22 protein-coding genes are annotated in these 18,912 nt (G+C 57.8%); 11 read left to right on the forward strand and 11 right to left on the reverse strand.

The genetic code is table 11. From position 1 onward, the window contains the following. Positions 1-1,054: 1,054 nt before the first annotated feature. Positions 1,055-1,387 (reverse strand): hypothetical protein, encoded by a 333-nt coding sequence (locus FPZ54_RS06640; protein WP_145845901.1) that lies wholly within the window; start codon positions 1,385-1,387, stop codon positions 1,055-1,057. Between the two features lie 207 nt (positions 1,388-1,594). Between FPZ54_RS06640 and FPZ54_RS06645 the strand changes: the two genes are divergently transcribed. Beyond that, positions 1,595-1,963 carry a hypothetical protein gene (locus FPZ54_RS06645; protein ID WP_145845902.1) on the forward strand — a complete coding sequence of 123 codons (369 nt, stop codon included), beginning with the start codon at positions 1,595-1,597 and terminating at the stop codon, positions 1,961-1,963. A 66-nt stretch (positions 1,964-2,029) separates the two neighbouring features. Here FPZ54_RS06645 and FPZ54_RS06650 read toward each other — a convergent pair whose 3' ends face one another. The 3 genes from FPZ54_RS06650 to FPZ54_RS06660 all read right to left on the reverse strand — a co-directional run bounded on the left by FPZ54_RS06650 (position 2,030) and on the right by FPZ54_RS06660 (position 3,750). Beyond that, positions 2,030-2,692, reverse strand: coding sequence for a DNA methyltransferase (locus FPZ54_RS06650; protein WP_145845904.1), 663 nt, complete (start codon positions 2,690-2,692; stop codon positions 2,030-2,032). After that, complete coding sequence (locus tag FPZ54_RS06655) at positions 2,689-2,904, reverse strand: hypothetical protein (RefSeq protein ID WP_145845906.1); 216 nt, start codon at positions 2,902-2,904, stop codon at positions 2,689-2,691. Before FPZ54_RS06655 ends, FPZ54_RS06650 begins: the two co-directional genes overlap by 4 nt. Before the next feature lie 228 nt (positions 2,905-3,132). Further along, positions 3,133-3,750, reverse strand: a complete 618-nt coding sequence (locus FPZ54_RS06660) for a tyrosine-type recombinase/integrase (RefSeq protein ID WP_145845908.1) — start codon at positions 3,748-3,750, stop codon at positions 3,133-3,135. A gap of 60 nt (positions 3,751-3,810) precedes the next feature. Here FPZ54_RS06660 and FPZ54_RS06665 point away from each other — a divergent pair, with 60 nt between their 5' ends. Continuing rightward, complete coding sequence (locus FPZ54_RS06665; protein WP_145845910.1) at positions 3,811-4,512, forward strand: DUF2726 domain-containing protein; 702 nt, start codon at positions 3,811-3,813, stop codon at positions 4,510-4,512. A gap of 319 nt (positions 4,513-4,831) precedes the next feature. Here FPZ54_RS06665 and FPZ54_RS06675 read toward each other — a convergent pair whose 3' ends face one another. Then, complete coding sequence (locus FPZ54_RS06675; RefSeq protein WP_145845913.1) at positions 4,832-6,457, reverse strand: DUF6119 family protein; 1,626 nt, start codon at positions 6,455-6,457, stop codon at positions 4,832-4,834. Positions 6,458-6,744: 287 nt separating this feature from the next. On the opposite strand from FPZ54_RS06675, the gene FPZ54_RS06680 reads away from it, so the two are divergent. Continuing rightward, positions 6,745-7,149 (forward strand): hypothetical protein, encoded by a 405-nt coding sequence (locus FPZ54_RS06680; protein ID WP_145845915.1) that lies wholly within the window; start codon positions 6,745-6,747, stop codon positions 7,147-7,149. 229 nt (positions 7,150-7,378) lie between these two features. Here the strand turns inward: FPZ54_RS06680 and FPZ54_RS06685 are convergent, their stop codons facing one another. Further along, complete coding sequence (locus FPZ54_RS06685) at positions 7,379-8,284, reverse strand: hypothetical protein (protein ID WP_145845916.1); 906 nt, start codon at positions 8,282-8,284, stop codon at positions 7,379-7,381. Between the two features lie 190 nt (positions 8,285-8,474). On the opposite strand from FPZ54_RS06685, the gene FPZ54_RS06690 reads away from it, so the two are divergent. Then, complete coding sequence (locus tag FPZ54_RS06690) at positions 8,475-8,783, forward strand: hypothetical protein (RefSeq protein WP_145845918.1); 309 nt, start codon at positions 8,475-8,477, stop codon at positions 8,781-8,783. A gap of 95 nt (positions 8,784-8,878) precedes the next feature. Here FPZ54_RS06690 and FPZ54_RS06695 read toward each other — a convergent pair whose 3' ends face one another. From FPZ54_RS06695 to mobC, 3 genes are all read right to left on the reverse strand, one after another. Continuing rightward, complete coding sequence (locus tag FPZ54_RS06695) at positions 8,879-9,919, reverse strand: hypothetical protein (RefSeq protein ID WP_145845919.1); 1,041 nt, start codon at positions 9,917-9,919, stop codon at positions 8,879-8,881. 122 nt (positions 9,920-10,041) lie between these two features. After that, positions 10,042-11,589, reverse strand: coding sequence for a relaxase/mobilization nuclease domain-containing protein (locus FPZ54_RS06700; RefSeq protein WP_145845921.1), 1,548 nt, complete (start codon positions 11,587-11,589; stop codon positions 10,042-10,044). Continuing rightward, positions 11,586-11,969, reverse strand: coding sequence for a plasmid mobilization relaxosome protein MobC (gene mobC / locus FPZ54_RS06705; protein ID WP_145845923.1), 384 nt, complete (start codon positions 11,967-11,969; stop codon positions 11,586-11,588). Before mobC ends, FPZ54_RS06700 begins: the two co-directional genes overlap by 4 nt. A 52-nt stretch (positions 11,970-12,021) precedes the next feature. Between mobC and FPZ54_RS06710 the strand changes: the two genes are divergently transcribed. The 7 genes from FPZ54_RS06710 to FPZ54_RS06735 all read left to right on the forward strand — a co-directional run bounded on the left by FPZ54_RS06710 (position 12,022) and on the right by FPZ54_RS06735 (position 17,838). Then, positions 12,022-13,083: a Crp/Fnr family transcriptional regulator gene (locus FPZ54_RS06710; protein ID WP_239019742.1), complete on the forward strand. Its 1,062-nt coding sequence runs from the start codon at positions 12,022-12,024 to the stop codon at positions 13,081-13,083. Between the two features lie 84 nt (positions 13,084-13,167). Next, the gene (locus FPZ54_RS19765; protein ID WP_186456934.1) at positions 13,168-13,338 is read left to right on the forward strand and encodes a hypothetical protein; all 171 of its coding nucleotides are present in this window, start codon (positions 13,168-13,170) and stop codon (positions 13,336-13,338) included. A gap of 148 nt (positions 13,339-13,486) precedes the next feature. Then, a complete protein-coding gene (locus FPZ54_RS06715) occupies positions 13,487-14,095 on the forward strand; it encodes an SRPBCC family protein (protein WP_145845924.1) in 609 nt (202 codons plus the stop codon). Further along, positions 14,095-15,297, forward strand: coding sequence for a zinc-dependent alcohol dehydrogenase (locus FPZ54_RS06720; RefSeq protein ID WP_145845926.1), 1,203 nt, complete (start codon positions 14,095-14,097; stop codon positions 15,295-15,297). The genes FPZ54_RS06715 and FPZ54_RS06720 overlap by 1 nt, the downstream gene beginning before the upstream one ends. Positions 15,298-15,301: 4 nt before the next feature. Continuing rightward, the gene (locus tag FPZ54_RS06725) at positions 15,302-16,087 is read left to right on the forward strand and encodes an SDR family NAD(P)-dependent oxidoreductase (protein ID WP_145845928.1); all 786 of its coding nucleotides are present in this window, start codon (positions 15,302-15,304) and stop codon (positions 16,085-16,087) included. 40 nt (positions 16,088-16,127) lie between these two features. Continuing rightward, entirely contained in the window at positions 16,128-16,322 is a 195-nt protein-coding gene (locus FPZ54_RS06730) for a hypothetical protein (protein WP_145845930.1), read from the forward strand. Positions 16,323-16,542: 220 nt separating this feature from the next. Next, positions 16,543-17,838, forward strand: a complete 1,296-nt coding sequence (locus FPZ54_RS06735; protein ID WP_145849617.1) for a sugar MFS transporter — start codon at positions 16,543-16,545, stop codon at positions 17,836-17,838. A gap of 96 nt (positions 17,839-17,934) precedes the next feature. Here the strand turns inward: FPZ54_RS06735 and FPZ54_RS06740 are convergent, their stop codons facing one another. Together FPZ54_RS06740 and FPZ54_RS06745 are read right to left on the reverse strand one after the other, a co-directional pair. After that, on the reverse strand, positions 17,935-18,237 hold the full coding sequence (locus FPZ54_RS06740) for a hypothetical protein (protein ID WP_239019743.1): 303 nt from the start codon (positions 18,235-18,237) through the stop codon (positions 17,935-17,937). Positions 18,238-18,389: 152 nt separating this feature from the next. After that, the gene (locus FPZ54_RS06745; RefSeq protein ID WP_145845933.1) at positions 18,390-18,803 is read right to left on the reverse strand and encodes a hypothetical protein; all 414 of its coding nucleotides are present in this window, start codon (positions 18,801-18,803) and stop codon (positions 18,390-18,392) included. Positions 18,804-18,912 lie beyond the last annotated feature (109 nt).

Below are 18,912 nucleotides of genomic sequence, written 5' to 3' on the forward strand. Positions count from 1 at the left end.
ATCCGTTTATCCAAAGTTGCACGTAAGGAATGATATATGATATCATCAACCTGAGGATTTGATGAGTTCAGGAAAGTTACCATTTAAGCATTGGCATAGCACTAAGGACCCAGCTGGCCCCAACCGAGCAGCAGAGCCGGGTACATTTAGGGACATCGCCCTTGAGAACTTTGATATAGCTTGGGTCGATGCAATCGATGCACAGTGTGTAAAGCGATCCATTGCAAGAAGCCATTTTATGCAGTTTGCCGTCCAGTACGCGGTGGAGCACCCAGATCAAGTTTTTGAGATCGGGCTTGGGTCTGATTCTCGTCTAACAGTGGATTTTGATAAATAAGATAGATCATTTATTTTTATACGACAAAATACAATCAATGATCGCATGACATATTTGATTAGCCATACGAATTGTGTTCAGATCAATTTGATATCTAAACTTTTCAAAAATTCCTCTATCTTTATCAGTTAGCATATGAATACGTGTATATAAATCATCTAGCGATACGAGCGAGAGAACTGTATCTGTCCTTATCGTAGAACAAATTAATGCAATGCAGAAATTTCTGAAGAAGTATGTTGAATCTCCCTCTTTTGATGAAGAAAGAAAATATAGTATTGATTCAATATAAAGGGGATTAAGAAATTTAGTTGGTTCAAACTTGCATTTTACGCATTGAAGTTTTTTCTTCGACCGGTCAGCCAGTAAGTGAATATCCTTAGTTACACTTGGGCCACGCTCCTCTGACCATCTGCATATTATCTCACTTTTTTATCCTCTTCTAGAAATATCCTCCACCTAAACATCCAATATTCATAGGTGGATTTTCCATTAAATTTCCGAACGAACTCGTCACGAGTCAATCCTGCCGGACAGCGATAGAAGCATTCCCGACCCATATCCCATTTAAATTGCCGCCGGGAGCGTTCAGACTCATGTATTTTCTCAAACAATCCCTCCCGTATGCAAAATTTCATAGCTTTACCGAATTGATCATAAGTCAATTCAGGAAGCTGTGACGCATTAATCACTCTATTGAATATATGAGATAAAAATTCAATTGAATATATGAGATAAAAATTCAGGCCTTGAGGATATGATCCTCTTCCAGATATTTATTTTAGTTCTGATTGATCGCTCTGAAATTTTAACAGATTCAAAATTCATACCCGGCTGATAAATTTCTCCCGGCGTGGTCGAAAGTGTCATTCCTGCCAGTTGTTCAACGGTAACGCCCGTTATCAATCCATAAAGGTAGTGTGAATCGACGATAAATCCTTTGTTTGATCCGGCAAAGGCTTCGGCCGCTTTGGGGTGATAATGCACTCCTGCGTGCGGAAAGGGGTACCCAAGAATGCGCCAATCAGGATCGCTGTAGTCGATTGGCACGCGGTGCTTCCCAAGCTGCTCATCGGCGCATTCTTCCGAATGTTCGCGAACGTTGCCGCATCGGCTTCCGTGCGGTCAACTCAAACTTGAAGCGCAGCAGGGAGCGAGCAGTCTGAGTGGGCTGGAAGCGGAGGAATTCCGGTGGTCCTAAGGCCTTATAGGATCGAACTGGCTACGTAGTTTTCCTCCATCGCGAAGGATAGCGCGATGGGTAAGCACATAATATTAGCGTCGACTGCGATCTTGTTGGCTCCTGACTTCAAACAGGCGTTGGCTAAGCGGCTGGTAGAAGATGAGATGACTCGAATGGGCGGCTTTATCTTCCTGATGAGCCGAATACTGGATTTTGCGGAAGGAGGCGGGAAAATCGTGAATGAATATGGCGCTTCGATCTACATTCACCCCGATATTGTCGAGGAAGCCTATGCCTACGAACTGTCGTTCAGTTGGACGACCGACATCAAGGTGTTTGCGAAGCGCAAGCCGCGTCGGCAAAGCCGGGGCGTTCATCTCCTGAGACTTCAACTCTGGGATGCCGCCTACAAGATCGACGGCAGGCCAGTCATGGTCGAGTAAGTGGGGCGGAGCGGGACCGGAAAGCCGGTTCCGCTTTCGCACTGAAACCATCGGAAATGAGGGAAGCTACGCAGCTTCCCTCATTTCGTTTGCGAGGCGGGCGCTGGCGGTGCGGTGGTGGCCGGGGTCGAGTTCGATGCCGAGCCAGTCGCGGGTTTGCTGCTTTGCTGCCAGCAGCGACGAACCTGAGCCGCAAAAGGGATCGAGCACGATGCCACCTTTAGGGCAGAAGCTTTCGATCAGCGGTATAAGCGCGGCGACAGGCTTCTGGGTAGGATGCAATCGGTTGCCTGTGTAAGGCATATCAATCACATCGCCGATGACTCCTAGAGGTAGCACATTTGGCCGACCCTTGGCCAGCAAATAGGCGCTTTCGTGGTGGCGAGCGAGATAACCCCGCGACGACGCATAGCGTTTGCGGAACACGATGTGGCCGAGGACGTGGAATCCTGCTTTCGTCCAAGCGGCTGCGAAACGGTCGATGCTGTTCCAGCCGTAGAAGCTGACGGCACACCCTCCCGGTTTGAGCAGTCGATACATCTCTGCAAACGCAGGCTCGATCCAGTCGGCATTGTCATCGTTCAGCACGGTCCTGCCGCAGCGGTCGCGATATCGCGTGACATAGGGCGGATCGGTCAGGATCATATCGACGCTTGCGCCGGGGAGCGTTGGCATCACCTTTAAGCAATCGCCGTGGAGGATGCTATTGCGGGGAAGAATGAGGGTCATGGCTGACCCCCATTGGTTTCCGTGGTTTCGCCGATGACGCGCATAACGATGCGCCCGGTCAGTGGAACCAGGTCAAGCCTGACAGCAAAACCGAGTTGGTCGCGATGTTCCCATGCAGCTCCTATCGGCGTCCAGATGGCTTTGTCACCCTGTCCGACGACATGATAGATACGATATTCGGGTTTGCGGGTCTGTGAAGTTTCGTTTGTCATGTTCTTCTCCTATTGTTCGCGCCCACCATCGGGCGTCATGGGGAGAAGACAGGGCGGCGGCAGAGCGGCGGGGTCACACCTCGCAACGCAGTTGCGCCCGAAGGGGCTGGAGTTGGCAGGAACGAAACGAAGCAGGTTTACCCCGCTGCGCCGCTGCCCATGATCCCCGTGATGATGCCTGATGGGCTGGGTCGCGACGATCAGAGGAAAGGCGACAATTCCCGAACCTCACCACAACCGTTCGGCAAACTCGCGTTCTTCAACGCCGACCGCGTCAAGATAAATCGCCTTGGTTTGGATCGAGGCATGGCCCATCCAGCGTTGGATAAGGTTGGGCGGGATCGACGCCGATGCGCAGCGCATCCCGAATGCGTGCCTGAGCGCCTTTGGGCAGCGAACAGGTCCAGCGATACGAGCATCCTCCATCGCCGCTGTAACGTGCCGCCATGCGGTCGAACGATGCCACTGCCATAGCTGCCCGTTGTCAAGCACAGGCAGCGCCAGCAGCTCGGTCACGAAGGGCGGCGGCAGCGGGACTCGTCTGAACGTCAGTTTGCGCCTCTTGAGGGTGCGGATCACGACTGCGCTGGCCTCGATGTCGATATGCTCACGACAAACCGCCAGCGCCTCCGATACGCGACAGCCGGTATAGGACAGGAAATAGCACAGCGCGCGCGCTTCTGAGGGCAAGCGATTGGCTGCGTTCAAGAACCGCTGGCGTTCGGCCTCGTTGAGATATTTACGGCGGCCCTGCTGGTCATAGGGTTGCCAGTCGCCGCTCCAGATAAACGACATCGGTACGATGATCTCCGATTCGCAACAGAATCGGCAATAGTGTTGCAGCAAAAATTTTGACGCCGGACGATCCGCTGGCGCGCGATCCCGCCAACAGGCATAATTGCAGGTATGCTAAAGCGATTGTCGAATTTGGGTGAGCAAAAGGTTCACGATGAGATTGTAGGTGCAGCGGAGGAGTATCAAGCTCACATCTACCGCAAGGTGCGTATCGCGGATGTCGTTGACATAAGCAGGCTGTCGGGGCCGGGCCTGAGCCGCTACGCCTTGCAGGCCCATTTCGATTTCTGCGTCTGTAACGAAAGCCACGTTCCGGCATTCGCTATCGAATATGATGGCGGCGGACATAGCGCGATCAACGATGCCAAGAAGGACGAGATCGCTCTACAAGCTGGATTGGCATTGTTCAGGATTGACGAGCGGCTGCTGAACCGCACCAGAGGTGGTGTGACCTTCCTCCAATATCTCGTTCACACCTATTTTCTCGGCAACGCGTTCCTTGAAATGCAGGAGAAGGGGCAGCTTGATCCTACCGAACCCTTTATGATGAGCGGTTTCCTTAAGAAGGATGCGAGGCACATATTCGACTCTGACTTCAATTACTCAGGGGTGGCCCGAGGGCGCCTCACCAAAATCATGACGAAGGCCGGTGTACCCGACGGGGCAAATATCTCATCTGTGGATTTCCGAAGCGATGTTCGGAAAGGCGGATTCCAGCTTTATCGCCTTCGCCAGCATTCCGGTCGGCGGGCAATTCGTGTTCGGGCGCGCGCGACTGGATATCGGGACGCCCAGCCTTGGCCGACTTGGTGAACTTCCGTTCGGGTGGAGTGCGCTAGGAGATTACTGCGAAGGAATGGTGCTTGAGGATTTGTGCGACGAGCTGGAACTCTACTTTGCGGCAGGCCAACACGTTCTGAGAACGAGGGAGGAGATCGAAAGCGAGGTCGAACATCTTCAAACGCTCGGCTACGAGCCGCTGAGGTCTTGCGGCGGCAAAGATACCTACCTGATGAATTGCGGCTTCCCCAAAACGTCAACTGGATGAAGCAAGCCCGCCGTTGCAGCCGAGCGCTGGCGCTCCGTCCCGATGATCGTCAGAATCAAATGAAGATCGCCAGAGCCAGCCCGATCAGATATTCATGAAGCTCAGACGAACGTCATACTCCTGTGCGAGTAGGCTTATTGCCTCGTTGCGGAGCGTGATCTTACTGAAAAAAGGAATGTTAAAAGAACCATCGGCACGCGGAGTATCGAGGATCAAAAATTCGACGATCCATCGGCGATCATCCGCGATCGTGTCGGCAAGCTGCTGTCGAATACCATCTCCATAAAGACCCTGCACCATGGCGAGAAGACCGTCCCATGCCGCAGGAAACCTCTTGAGCTGTTGAGCCGAGTTTGATCCCTGTTTGAAAAAATGACTCAACACGCTGGATCGGCGAGAGCTCTTCTTAACGTGGAGGAAACGCTTGCCGGGAACGTCAAGCAAATCGCATACTTCGAAGTTAGACCGCTGGATATCCGGAATGTCCACTAGTTGGCGGTCTAACAGACAAACACCGAGATGATTCGCAAGCCGCCGGTTGTAGGATTCCTCCGACTCTAGCGTTCCAGTGCGTCCCTTTGCGTCGTAGGTTTTGATCATTGGGAACGCGCCGTGTTCCCAATGATGGCAGGTTTGCTGGAATCGCTCTTCAATGCCGTTCTTGAAAAGCTGATCAACCTGATACCATTCACCCTCGTTGATGGCAAAGCGCGAGTTATCGACTACAATTGAACCTATAAGAGACTGACGGATGCTCCATTTCTGATTCCGCATGGCGTCTTGATGGATCGAACCAATTTTATGTTCACGCAGCATCTTCGGCGTCAGCGTAGCGAGTTCGTCGCCAAGTGCTTCGATATAATTACTCAAGAGCAACTCGGGGTGCGTGCCCGGATGCCCCGGGCCGTGAAACTTATAGCCGACGCTATCGCTGTCATTTGTGGTCGGTAAGCCTAGCTCAAACTCCCCAGCTTCATCCTTGATGCTTTGACAAGCTTGGTCGTCAAGACGGCCGATCAAGCGGCGATCCATGACGGGGCTGACAAAATCAATGACGCTGAAGCTCGTATCTTTGTAGGCCTCGGCGCCGAATGCCGTCAGTGCATCGACGGCAAGCTCGGGCAAATCCGGTATGCTAAATTCGCCCGTGATCTTGAGGGATTTTGCGCCTGTCACGCTGTCTGCTGTAGCCTCATCACGCGTTGTGCCACTAATCTTCCGTACCAAGTCGAGTGCGTCGTCCAATCCAAAAGAAGTGAAATCTCGTTGGAAAGGCGAAAGTGAGACGCCGCGCAAGGCATCTCCGAGGTTCGCTCTTTCCAAACGTTTGAGCTTTTTGTCATTGAGAAGGTTGATTGCAACACGAAGTCCGAAGTCCCCTTCAATGTTGCTTTCCTCGACGAGCATCCAGCCATGGGCATAGGTCGAAATGAATATGCGGCCTTCTGTTCTGAACATCAAAAGGGCGCAGGCGGAGCATGATGCAATATTACCTCCGAAGGGAAAATGCCTCCTGAGTTCCAAAACCCACGTCGGGGTAAAAAAATCACCAGCGAAAACATAGAGCCGTGCGCCATCGGCAAAATCGGCAATATCCAATATTTGCGTTCCGTCGCGACCAACGCGGTCACGTGCTTTTTCCGTCAGTAGTCGATCAAAATCGTCTATGTCGGGCTTCGCTAGAAAAAGCGTATGGGTTTGCTTAGCCATGCCTCCCCCGAGACTTATCTAGAGAAGAGCTTAACTAGGGGCGTTGCGGCTTGCAACTCACGCCTTGACCAGCCCGGCCATCGCGCGCCTGACAACATCTCGGATCAACTCCGAACGCCGCAGTCGGGGCGGCGGCAGGTAGCAGCCCGCGACCGCAGACAAGGCGATAACGTATTGATATCGCAAGAATACGTGTGCAACAGTTTTGCCGATAGTGTTGCACGAGGGTAGATTCCTCCCGCTGATGCCGGGAGGGTTCAATGTTTCGTTCCCATGCTCGTTTGTTGTTGTCGGTCGCCGCGCTGGCCGTTGCCGCCGCGCCAAATGGCGCGTTGACACAAAACCGCCCCGCAAGTGTCGCCGATGTGAGCATCCCGCTATCGGATGCCCGCAATATCGAACCCAATTCCGTCCGCTTTTCAGCAGCACAATTCACGCGCTCCGGTCCCGCTGTGGTGCTGTTCGGCGTTACCAAGGCCAATTGGCCGAAACTCAAGGCGGCGATCCAACAGGCAGTGTATGACGGCTACCGGGTGCAGGCCGTCTTCATCGGCCCCGCCAATGTGCAACCCGCTATCGAAATCTACGCCAAGGGTCAGCACGTCACGGTGAACGGGATCAACCCCAATACGATCAGCGGCGCGGAACTGACGCGCCTGATCCGCGACATCAATCGCGAATATTACGGCTGACGATTCTGTCGCGACGGCGCTGCCGTTCGCAACCCCTTCGGTATTTATGATTGGAGGATTGAAGATGTTCGGCAAGACCAAGATCGAATGTGGCCGCTGCAACGGGCGCGGCATGGAGTCTTATTATGAGGACGAGCCTATAGGCGGTGCCAGCACACGAACGCGGCGCGTCCAGAAATCGCGAAGCTGTCTGCCGTGCGCGGGTAAGGGTTACCACTACAGGTGAGGATCAGGGCGAGAAGGATTTGATGTCATCCCGTGTGACATCGGGTTGACCGGCGACCGCAGCACGATTGTATTTCTCGCTCTCCGCTGCGATGCCCACCGCGTCGGCGGCGATCACCTTCGCGGGTTGGCTTTGCGTTCGATAGGCGGCACCGCCTAGCTGCTGCGCTCCCAGCACGGTCTGCGCGCGGCGCTCCGCGAGCAGACGTGCTTCGTCTGTATCGGCAAGTTCGATGTCCTTCTGTGCAGCCTCGGCCTGACCGATGCCCGTGACGACTTCACCGCGCCGCTTCATGCGGGCGTTCCATTCGGCATCGAGATCGCTGTCCAGCTTCACCAACTGCTGACGGCGCTGCACAAGGGCGGCGACATCCATCTGCGCCAGTTCCTCCGGCGTCAGCTTCGCATTGCGAGCAAGTCGCGCATGGGCAGGATCGTTCGGATCGAACTTCCCGCTGCGCTTGAGGCGGGTCAGTTCGTCAAGCGCCTCCAGCTCGTCGCCGATCTGCTCGCGGCGCTGGCGGATTTGCTCTAGCCGTTCGTCAATGGCGACAAGTTCGGCGCGTAGATCGGCAAGGCGCTGCGCAAGCTGCTGGCGCACCTGATCGAAGATGAAGTCGCTATCCTTGCGCTTTTCGCGCTCCTGCCGTTCGGTCTGGACGGCGCGCGCGATGGCGTGACCTCCGGTCAGCAGAAAATTGGGATTGGCGGCGTCCTCGTCGGAACTGCCGACAAAGGCCGTGCCGTAGTTGAAGCGGTCGAGTTCGCTGCCCTGCAGGGCATTAGATTCACGCAGTGAATCTAATGATGAAAAATGATTGGTGAGCCTGCCACTCGCATCGCGCGGCGGCCTGTGATCTGCGGGAACGGCGGCTTTGAGCCGTTCGATATCTGCGGCGTCCAGCGCCATGCACCCTCACGATGGCCCCGCTGTTTTGCTCTTTTGGGACCACAACCATGATATGCGGAAATCCGCTAAGAAATGGTTAACAAATCCCTAACTGCGGCCCTTCACCTATCCCCCCGGATGCCATCTCGCGCCGGGATATTCTCCCAGCCCTAGCGGGGCATCCTGCCTCGCCACGGCGCGGGAGACGAAGATGATCGGAAACAATGGCAATGGCGGGGGCGGCAGCCCCAGCAACTGGGTGATCAAATGGCTGTCCATCGTGCTGGCCGTGGCCATCGCGTTCGTGTTCACGCCGCTGATCCACGGCGCGACGGTGGATTGGGTGCTGGGCTATATGGAGGAAAACTACGGATCGTGGATGGTGGCGCTCGGCTGGTTCTTCTGGTGGATCATCGTCGCGATGCTGACCTTCCTCACCAGCGTGTTGGGCGTGATGACCAGTATCATGCTGGGGCAGTTCTTCCTGTTCACGATGCGAAGCGGCGGCGGCGGTCGCTAGGGACGAACAAACTCAGGTAAAATTGATATTTTAAATAAATATGACGTTCAATCCATCATAAAAATAAATAATTACGCGCAATCTGAATATTGCAATTACAATGTAATTCCAATTTTAGATTTAATATAATCTTTTATCATATCAATTATGATCGACTTTACTGCGGATTTTCCGACGGCGACCAGGGCACGAGTGGCATCTTCTACAGCCATAATGACCCCAACTCTGATTTGAATCAGTTGAAGCTCGGCTGATGACCATAGCTCTTTGGCTGCTGAGAGTGAAATCAGAATGCGATTTCGCTCTCCAGGAGTAGTGCCTACCTCATTGTCTTGACGTACCTGCTCGTAAAGAGATTCCAATCCTTCTTTAATGGCATGATATCGCTGGTCGCTATGATCAAGAACAACAAGTGTATCGCTAGCTTCGCCTTCATCCTGCCCCCCTGTTTCGGACGGCGATGACCCCTTCGTTTCTGGACTCGCCCGCAACAGGTCAAACGCATCATCAACGCCGTTCTCACGGTCAAGGCGGCGCGCAAACATCACCCCTTGCTCCGTGACTGTTACCAATGGCCCTTTGAACTGCTCCGCGAGTTCGGGAGGAAGGTTAACAAAACCAGCTACTTCTAGCTTCTCCAGCGCACCATGTATCCATCGAGAGGGAAGCGGTATTCCGAACCTCTCAAAGGCATCCGGGACGATAATAATGTCGTCGCCGGTATGCCTCTTATGGCTAGCGAGAATCCTAAGAAGCCATTTGTCATCGTCGTCAAGATCGGTCCTAGATATGTGGCTTTCAGGCTCTATGGGTACAGCCTCCACGTGATTACCGCGTGAACCAGTAGCGGCGCTCACGCCTACTGGCGTCTCTTCGCTTCCTAAGCGGAATGCCTTTTCGGACGCACCAGCACCGATATATGTCTCGATTAGCCCTCGATTGGCCAGGTCATCGAGAATAGGGAGAAGGGATTTTTCAAGATCATACTGTTCCAAGCCGCCTAAACTTGCTTCCCACCACTCCTCAGGCAATGGCATTAGTTCTACAATTTTTCTAAGAGACTGAAATCGCTTCGGAACGCTAGCATCAGATGCTAGATATCTTAACACAACACGTTCAAGAGTTTCATCTGTCATACGAAAATCCTTGTTGTGTCGAAGATCCTTCAATTTTTTCTGCGATATAGTCTAACGCTAGATAGATGATGATTGGGGCAGCTGATACTCGAAAAATCTACAAATGAATGCTCGTCTTCGGCTTAGAAGAAATCAGGGCCGGAATCGATATCCGGCTGCGGCGTGTCGCGATCCATGTTCCGACGAAGCCATTCGGCGCGGTCGTTGAAGTTCGTCGATAGTTCACGCTCACGCTGTGCCGTGTCGTTCAGGTCGGGGCGTTGCTGCTGCTCGAACAGCCATGACAGGCGATCCTTGTCCGGCTCCGTCGCGATGTGCCGGGTGGTCGCTCTCTCATCGGGCAATACGTCGTGCCGCTGCGCGATCTGCTGCTGTTCCTCCAGCCAGCGGCGGCGATCATCTTGCTGCGCACGTTCCTTGTCGCGTAGCCATTGCGCCCGCTCGTCGCGCTGGGCGGTTTTGTCATCGTTGAGAAGCTGGGCAAGATCGCGGTGCAGTTCGGCAACACGATCATGATGCGTATTGCGGATATCGAGAATCCGCTGCTGTAGCTGCTGGCGCTCGGCAAGCTGCACTGCGACCAGCCGTTGCCGCTGATCGCGGTCGCGCTGGAGCGATGCCCATGCCGCACGTTCGTTCTCGTCGCGCAGTTCGTTGTAGCGACCCGTGATGCGGTCGAGCAGGCCAGCAAGCCCACGCCGCATCCGATCTGCGCGTTCGCGCTGTTCCTCGTCCTGCCGCGCCGCAAGCGCGGTATCGAGCCGTTGCCGTTCGGCGGCATGGTTAACCTTCATCGCCAGCCGCTCGGCCTCGACCGGACCAAGCTGCGCGGCGCGTTGCTGTTCCGCTTCGCCGATCACCCGTTGCAGCGTCGGCGCGATATGCTGGGAGATATAGGCACGCGCGCCCTCGACGCTGCGCAGCGCATCGGCATTACCAAGCCGTTCGCGCACTTCCTTGGTCTTGCGGTCGAGCAAGCGGGAAAGCGCGATCACCTGTCCGCGCCATGTCATCGCAATATGGCTGCGGCGCTCGCCTCTGGCGAGATACAGGCCACGCTCCTCCAATGCCTGCTCGAATGCTTCGCGACTGTCGGAGAGCGCCCATGCTTCCTTCGCCATGAGCTTCAGACGGCCCGCGTCGACATCCTCACGCTTGGCCTGCTGATACAAGGTGAGATCGAAGTTGCGCGGATCACGCTGGGCCTTGTCGATATAGCCTGCGGGCAGTTTCCATCCTTGCTCCAGATAGATGTCTTTCGAAATCGCCATCAGCTTTTGCTTGTAGAAGGGAAGCGGGATCGCGGTCATGCTCTCCGCATCGATGCGCGACCACACCGCATGGGCGTGCCGCCGTCCTTCCTTCTCGTGAAAGATAACGACGCGCGGCTGGTCCTTGAGGCCGACCGACAGCTCGATATCATCGATGGCCTTCTCGAACACGGAGACATCGACGCTCTGGTCCTGTGGCGGGGATAGTGATACCGAGAACAAGGTCTGGCGGGATTTGACGCCCTGACCGATGGCCTGCTGTTCGCGCATCGCGCCCATGACATCATCGGCCATGAAGCCGCGCACCTCATGCGGTTCGATCTGGTCGTTGTCACGGTCGTTGAGCAGATGCCGCGCCAGCGCAGGCGGGTTCCCCCGCGTCGATGCTTTGATGATCATGGCGAATCGCCTCCTGCGTCGAGGCCGAGCGCCTTCATCAGCATCCGGCGCATCTCGGCAATCTCGCGGCACGCCTGCATCAATGCGGCGGCGACTTCGGGCGTGACGGGAAGCGATCCACTATTCGCGGCCTTGGCGAGCTGGTTGACGTTCGATGCCAGCCGCAAATTGCCGAGCATCGCGAGAAGGTGAGAGAGAATGGCGTGATCGCGCACGGGAGCCTTGCCCCTTGTGCGGGGCGGCGGCGTGTTCGGATCGAACAGCCGCCATTTGATGTATGCGCCCAGCGTCATGCCTGCCGCGTCACGCTCAAGGCGTGCGCGTTCGTCGCGCGACAGCCGCAGGGATAGCGGCGCTTCGCGCTTTTTCTTCTCAGGCATGGGTCACAAAAGGCAAAGGCGCACCATCCTCGCGCGGTGAAACACGCGCGGCATGATGCGCCGGGTTGAAACGAGGTTCGGGGGTTTACGGAAATTATCCGGCGTCTACGGCCCTGACGGTTCAGGGCTTTCCGGGTCCGGCAAATCTTCCATTGCTTCCAAAGGGATATTGGACAACACTTGGTTCCAGTCGGCCAAGGTGGCGAAGAGTTGGTTCAAACTCTCTCCTTCAAGGCGCACCATCCCGCCCCCCTTCGCGGGGAGCAGTGCGGTTTCCGGCGAGACCTGGCCGGTCCGAACGCGCAACACGGCCCCTATTGTGATTGACGATGTTCGACGCCGGGTGTCTAATGTTCTTTTCTCGAGGCGTTTGGACGCCACCTCGCGACATCGGATGATTGAAAGTCATTTTGCCCGAATCCGTGCGCGCCACGCGCTGAGCACGGAAGAAGAGAGTGCCATTCGCGACGCGATGGGGCCGTCCCGTGCGTTCGATGCGCATCATACCTTTATCGAAGCAGGCACGCCGCTGAACGTCAGCGTGCTGCTGGTCGAGGGAATCGCGGGTCGTTACAAGGACCTCAGCGACGGGCGGCGCCAGATCACCGAATTACACGTGCCCGGCGATTTCGCCGATCTGCACAGCTTCACGCTGAAGCAGCTCGACCATAACCTCATTTCGCTCACGCCGTGTCGCGTCGTCCTGTTCCCCCATTCGAACCTGACCGAGTTGACCGAACGCTATCCGCGCATCGGCCGGCTTTACTGGTTCGCGACAAATCTGGACGCCGCCATCCATCGCGAATGGGTGTTGTCGATGGGAAGGCGTACCGCGATCGCCCGCACGGCGCATCTGTTCTGCGAATTGCAGGTACGACTGTCGCTTGTCGGCAGGGCGGAAGCGGACGGGTTCGACTTCAAACTCAGCCAGGTCGACCTTTCTGAATGCCTTGGCCTGACCGACGTCCATGTCAACCGGTCGCTGCGGCGCCTGCGCGAAGCGGGACTGATGACCTTTCGCGGCGGGCGCGTGACGCTGCATGATCTGGACGGGCTGCGCGAAGTTGCCGAGTTCGATCCATCCTATCTCTATCTGGCCCCGCATCCGCTTTAGGCAGTCCAACTTACCCAGATTAATGACGCCCCCGACATGCCGCGTCCATATGGCGCCGGGTGGGCATTGATATGGAGACGGACAATGCCGACCGACGACAGGGATTATTATCGTCAGCGCGCTGCAAAATCACGCGATCTGGCGCAGGCGTCTCAGGACATTTCGGCGCGCCACGCGCATCTCATCCTGGCCGAGCGCTATGATCGGCTGGCGGCGGGCGAGAAGGTCGAACTCACCATCGTAGAGCGCGGCTGAACGCGGGTCTTGTTTGACTAACGTCCACAAAACATTGTGATTTCATGCGCATCATTGTGACCAAGCGAGGCAATTCCGCGACAGGCTGAATGGAACGGGCCGCCGTCGTGCATCGTTCAATCCGTACCATCCACAAAAGGAATATGCGATGATCGAGCCCCTCGACCCGGCGGTCGCGGACGACGCGCCGCTGTCCGCATCCAAGCGGCAATCGGCTGCGGTCGGCGCCGCAACGGATGCGTTGATCGACAAGGCTGGCGACGGCGATGCCGATACCCTGGTCGGGCGCACGGTTACGATCAATCGTCCGCGCGAAGAGCTGTTCGCCTATTGGCGGGATTTCACCAACCTTCCGACATTTATGGACAATCTTGTCTCGGTCGAGATGCTGGACGGGGATCGGTCGCGCTGGATCGTGAAGGCGCCGGGCGACAAGACCGTCGAGTGGACATCGGCCATCACCGAAGAGCGCGACGGCGAGATGATCGCCTGGGCTTCGGAAGAGGGCGCGGACATACCCAATAGCGGCCGCATCGACTTTCGCGATGCCCAGGGCGATCGCGGGACGATCGTCACCGCGACGATCCTGTACGATCCGCCCGCCGGCATCATCGGCAAGGTCATCGCCAAGATGTTTCAGCGCGAACCGGCGATCCAGGCCCGGCGCGATCTGCGCCGCTTCAAGCAATTGATGGAAACCGGCGAAATCGCCACGGGCGCGCGCAACCGGCGTCTGATCGAGGAAGGGAAGAACTGATGCGCGCACTCGCCTGGCACGGAAAGCACGACGTCCGCGTCGATACCGTCGACGATCCCGAAATCATCAACCCGCGCGACGCGATCATCAAGGTGACATCGACCGCGATCTGCGGGTCGGATCTGCACCTTTACGACGGGTATATCCCGACGATGCAGTCCGGCGACATTCTCGGCCATGAGTTTATGGGCGAGGTCGTGGAGACGGGCCCCAAATCCACCCTGAAAAAGGGCCAGCGGGTGGTGGTGCCGTTCACCATCTCCTGCGGCAGCTGCTATCATTGCGGCAAGCAGCAATATTCGGCGTGCGACAACGGCCTGCCCGCCGACAATCAGGATATCGCGCAGCAACTATACGGCCAGCCGATGGCCGGGCTGTTCGGCTACAGCCACATGACCGGCGGCTATTCGGGCGGACAGGCCGAATATGTCCGTATTCCGTTCAGCGATGTCGGCCCGCTGGTGGTTCCGGACGGAGTTGACGACGACAAGGTGCTGTTTCTGTCCGACATTCTGCCGACCGGCTGGATGGCGGCAGAGAATGCCGAGATCGAACCGGGAGACACGGTCGCGGTCTGGGGCTGTGGTCCGGTGGGGCTGTTCGCCGTCCAGTCCGCCTTTCTGATGGGCGCAGAGCGGGTCATCGCCATCGACCATTTCCCCCGCCGGTTGGAATTGGCGAAGACGTTCGGCGCCGAGACGATCAATTTCGAGGAAAGCAAGACCTATGAAGCCTTGATGGAGATGACCGGCGGGATCGGACCTGACGCCTGTATCGACGCGGTCGGGCTGGAGGCGCACGGCTTCTTCGTCGATAATGTGATCGACCAGATCAAGGCATCGACCTTCCTTGGGACGGATCGCGCACATTCGATCCGTCAGGCGATCGTCGCGTGCCGCAAGGGAGGCCGCGTGTCGATGCCCGCCGTCTATGGCGGCTTCGTCGACAAGTTCCCGCTCGGCGCGTTCATGGAAAAGGGCCTGACGCTCAAGACCGGGCAAACCCATGTCCAGCATTACATGCCCGGACTTCTGAACGCGATCATGGAAGGGAAGATCGATACCACGTTCCTCATCAGTCACACGCTTCCGCTCGAAGAGGCGCCGCGTGGCTACAAGATGTTCCACGACAACCAGAATGAGGTGACCAAGGTCGTCCTCAAGCCCGGAATGGCGTCCGACGCCCGGATCGCAGCGGAGTAGCCAGATGACCAACAAGCTCGCAATCGTAACCGGAGCATCGACCGGTATCGGCTTTGAACTGGCCAAACTGGCGGTCGCCGATGGGTATGACCTTATCGTCGTCGCCAACGAGCCGCAGATCCAGAATGCGGCGGCGGCGTTCGGCAAAGCCGGTGTCACGGTCGAATCGCTTGAGACGGATCTGTCCACCATCGAGGGCGTCGACCGGCTGCTCCACGCGGTCGGGGGAAGACCCGTCGACGTCCTCGTCGCCAATGCCGGCGTCGGTACAGGCGGAGCATTTCTCGATCTTGAGGTGTCCGCCTGGCGCCATTCGATCGACACCAACATCACAGGCACGATCTATCTGCTGCAAAAGGTGCTTCAGGCCATGGTGGCGCGCGGAACAGGCCAGGTGCTGGTGACGGGATCGATCGCGGGCTATATCCCCGGCAGCTTCAACGCCGTGTACAACGCGACCAAGTCCTTCATCGACAATTTCACCGAAGCGCTGCGCAACGAACTGAAGGATGTCGAGGGTGTTACGCTCACCACGCTGATGCCCGGCCCGACGGACACCCCGTTTTTCGCGCGCGCCGACATGCTCGACACCCGGGTCGGACAGGATGACAGCAAGGCCGACCCGGCCAAGGTCGCGCAGGACGGGTGGTCGGCGATGAAAGATCGCAAGGGGCATATCGTCTCGGGGATCGGCAACAAGCTCCAGGTCGCGGCGTCGGGCATCGTCCCGCAATCCATCCTGGCCGAAATGCACCGCGGCATGGCCGAACCCGGCTCCGGCAAGGAATGAACGACATTCATTGCCAGATGGAAAACCGAAGGAGAGACCCATGACCGACGCCCACACCGAAACCCAGCCGCGCCCCAACCTCTCGACCGAGCCGGGAGAAAAGAAGGTCGCGCCGAACGCCGCGACGACGACTCAGGACCAGCCGAACCTGTCAACGGAACATCAGCGTGAGGGCGATGCGCGCAGCCCGAGCGACACACTCGATCGCGGCGAGGACAAGACCGACGTTCGATGACAGAGCGCCAGGGCGCCGGCGGACGGACAACAGCCCGGCAATAGCCTGGCAATTCCCCGTCGGCGCCGGTCAGCTACACGGCTAATAATGGTTGCAGCAGCGGCGACACCGCTCCCCGGGCGCCTACGCGCTACTTTCCCCCTCGCCTTTCGCCGCCGCCGCGTTAAACATGCGCGCGACTGACAACGTTATCAGGAGAGGGGCCTTGGCCGCACCGGTTATGGAAATAAGCTCGACCGACCCGAATCCGGGCGATCCGGGCGCACAGGGCATCAACGCGCCCGACCTTCAGGTCTTCGTCTTCGCACTCTTCTTCATCTTCGGCGGCATCACCTCGCTTAACGATGTGCTGATTCCGAAGCTCAAGGAACTGTTCACGCTCAACTACACCCAGGCGATGCTGATCCAGTTCTGCTTCTTCACTGCCTATCTGGTGATCGGCATTCCCGGCGCGAAGCTGGTCAAGAAGCTCGGCTATATGCGCGGCGCGGTGGCGGGGCTCGTCACCATGATGGTCGGCTGTCTGTTGTTCATTCCGGCCTCGCAGACCGCGACCTATGGGCTGTTCCTCGGCGCGCTGTTCGTGCTGGCGAGCGGCGTCGTGATCGTCCAGGTCGTCGCCAACCCGCTGATCTCCCTGCTCGGCAAGCCGCAGACGGCGCATAGCCGCCTCACCTTTGCCCAGGCGTTCAACTCGCTCGGCACGACGGTGTTTCCGCTGGTCGGCGCGGCGCTGATCCTGGGCAGTATTGCGGGTGTCGAGGCCGCCGATCTGTCGGGCGCGGAACTCGCCGCCTATCGCACGGCGGAGAGCCAGGCCATCGTCAACGGCTATCTGGGCATCGCCGCAGCACTGGCGATCGTCGCGATCGCCGTGTGGCTGTTCCGCAACCGGCTGAAGGGCGAACGGCACGAGGCGAGCAAGGGCTTTGCCGGACTCGATCTCGTCAAGCGCCCGCGCTTCGGGTTCGGCGCGCTGTGCATCTTCCTCTATGTCGGCGCGGAAGTCTCGATCGGATCGCTCATCATCAACTATCTCGCGCTGGAGCGCGTGTTGGGAGAGCCGGAATCGGTCGTCGGCTGGATGATCATGTTCTATTGGGGCGGCGCGATGGTCGGCCGCTTCATCGGGTCGGCGCTGATGCGGATCATCAGCCCTGGCAAGCTGCTCGCATTCGTCGCGGTCGGTGCGATCGCCTTGATCGTCATTTCGTCGAACACCAGCGGGACGCTCGCCGCCTATTCGTTGCTCGCAGTGGGTCTGATGAACTCGATCATGTTCCCGACGATCTTCGCGCTGGCGTCGGAGCGGCTGGGCAGCCGTGCGGCGGACGGATCGGGGATCATCAACATCGCGATTTTTGGCGGCGCGGTGATTCCGCTGGCGACCGGCGCGCTGGCCGACATGACCGGAAGCCTGGCGTTCGCCTTCACGCTCCCAGCGCTTTGCTACGCGATCATCGCGGGCTTCGGCTATTATGCCCGCCGCCCCTATGACGGGCCGGTCGCGGGATAAGGGCCCGAAATGATTGAAGGGGCCGGCAGAGGGATCGCCGGCCCCTTCGCTCGGGGGTGACCAGAAGTGGCAGGTAGCGCCCCCGGGTCTTGAATGTCAGGCGGCGAGCGCGTCCTGGCTCGGCAGGCCCGGCATCGCATCGACCCAGAAATCGTCGACCGAACAGCCCGGCACCAGCGACGGTGCGCACAGCAGCGCGATGCAATCGGCCAGTTGCGGCGCTTCGACGGGGCCGATCGTTTCCTCGACCATCTCGTCGCAACCGCCCGGCGCGGCCAGCAGCCGGTCGCGGGCCGCGTTCCACAGCCGCTCGGCATCGCTGAGCGCCAGCGTCACCGTCACGCGGAACTCGGGCTGCGGACCCATGCCCCATACGCGCCGGTCGGGGTCGTTCTTCAAGCCATGTGACTCACGTGGGTCCATCAACCTTGTTCCTCACAGTTTAGCGCTATTGTCAGGCGATTAATCGCCCATTCGCGGCGCGGACGGAATATCGCGGGACTACCTATCGTAGTTGTACCTAGGCGGTTCGGCTGGCCGGAAACGGCTCTTCACGCCGCCCGCTCCGCCGATGGCATACCACCCAGCGCCCGCGCATGGGCACAGACGATGCACAATTCAGCGAACAGCCGGTCCCACATCGTTGCGGGGATCGTCAGCGCGGCTTCGTCGAGCGGATGGCGGCGCACCTCGATCCGGACGACCGGATCGTGGCCCAGGCTGAAAGTCGCCGCGAGCGGACCGAACGACGTTTCGTCGGGAAGCTGTTGCCGCCCCGCCAGCCGCGCTGCGACGATATAGCCGCACAACAGATCGACCCCGTGAATGTCGAGCCGCACCTCCGCATCGATATCGAACCGATGCAGCCGGACCGCCGCTCCGCGCGCATCGCGTTCGATAGTGACGCGCAGCCGGATGCCGGTAGCGTCGATGATTTCGCGGATGCGGGGCGCGGTCGTTACCATGGTCTGTCTTATAGAAGCGTCAACCAAGCGGCGGGTGCGTTACCCAAATTTGTGACGCGGAAACTTCGGTCTATGCCAGAAACGAAAAACGGGCCGGAACGCGAATGCG

Source organism: Sphingomonas suaedae, from assembly GCF_007833215.1.
Classification (GTDB): domain Bacteria; phylum Pseudomonadota; class Alphaproteobacteria; order Sphingomonadales; family Sphingomonadaceae; genus Sphingomonas; species Sphingomonas suaedae.